We start from the raw sequence: 1,363 nt of genomic DNA on the forward strand, positions 1-1,363 counted from the left end.
GACGGCAGCCGCGGGACCGACCGGCAGCCCACCAGCATCGAGGTCGAACTGCGCCGCGCAGCCGCCATCTGCGCCAGCGCGCGCGACGCCGTCACGGAAATGTTCAGCGAGGCCCGCATGGGCCGCACGGTGGACCCGCGGCAGGTGGACGGGCTGGTCGACCAGATCTCGGCCTCCGTGGCGCGCAACCCCGGCGCGCTCATCAGCCTGGCGCGCCTGAAGACCTCGGACAACTACACCTACATGCATTCGGTCGCGGTGTGCGGCCTGATGGTGGCGCTGGCGCGCCAGCTGGGCATGAAGGAGCCGGGCGTGCAGCTGGCGGGCACGGCCGGCCTGCTGCACGACATGGGCAAGGCAGCCGTCCCGCTGGCCGTCCTGAACAAGCCGGGGCGGCTGAGCGACGCGGAGTTCGCGCAGATCCGCGACCATCCGGTGGCCGGCCACGCCCTGCTGCAGCAGGCCCACATGCCGCAGCCGGTGCTCGACGCCTGTCTGCACCACCACGAGAAGATGGACGGCAGCGGCTACCCGCACGGCCTGCAGGGCGAGCAGATCGGCCTGCTGGCGCGCATGGCGGCGATCTGCGACGTCTACGACGCCATCACCTCCAACCGGCCCTACAAGCGCGGCTGGGACCCTTCCGAGGCGCTGCGGCGCATGGCGCAATGGACGCACAGCCACCTCGACAGCCGCCTGTTCCAGGCCTTCGTGAAGACCATCGGCATCTACCCGGCGGGCTCGCTGGTGCGGCTCGAGTCGGGCCGGCTGGCGGTCGTCATGGCGCAGTCGGGCGACTCCCTGGTGACGCCGCGCGTCAAGAGCTTCTTTTCCACGCGCTCGGGCCTGCGCATCCCGCCCGAGGTGCTCGACCTGGGCGCGCCCGGCTGCACGGAGCGCATCGCCGGGCGCGAGGACCCCGAGCGCTGGGGCTTTCCCGACCTGGACACGCTGTGGATGGACGCGCTGGAGGCCGAGCCGGCCTGAGCGGGTCTGCCGGGCCGGGCCCGTGCCGGGGCCGCCACGCGGCGCGGATGGTTTGCGACAATCGCCGGTTGTCCCCGCCCGCCCTTCGCCGACCCGCATGGCCACGCCCGCACGCCCCTATACGCTGAGCGACTTCGACTTCGACCTTCCCGAGGGCCTCATCGCCCAGCATCCCGCTTCCGAACGCAGCGGCTCGCGCCTGCTCGACGGCCGCAGCGCCCCGCCCGTGGACCGGGTCTTTCGCGAGCTGCCCGCGCTGCTCGCGCCCGGCGACCTGCTGGTCTTCAACGACACGCGTGTGCTGCGCGCGCGCATCTTCGGCGAGAAGGCCAGCGGCGGGCGGATGAAGGTGCTGAACATGTCCAGCAGCATGCCG

The 1,363-nt window shown here is 72.4% G+C and carries 2 protein-coding genes; both read left to right on the forward strand.

The window, feature by feature from the left end; all coding sequences use genetic code 11:
- A partial coding sequence (locus tag A612_RS12050) for an HD-GYP domain-containing protein (protein ID WP_019374725.1) occupies positions 1-987 on the forward strand: 987 nt, incomplete at its 5' end.
- A 97-nt stretch (positions 988-1,084) separates the two neighbouring features.
- The coding region (locus tag A612_RS12055) for an S-adenosylmethionine:tRNA ribosyltransferase-isomerase (protein WP_040436775.1) at positions 1,085-1,363 on the forward strand (279 nt) is incomplete at its 3' end.

Origin of the sequence: Melaminivora alkalimesophila (assembly GCF_000282995.1) — a bacterium.
Classification (GTDB): Bacteria; Pseudomonadota; Gammaproteobacteria; order Burkholderiales; family Burkholderiaceae_C; genus Melaminivora; species Melaminivora alkalimesophila.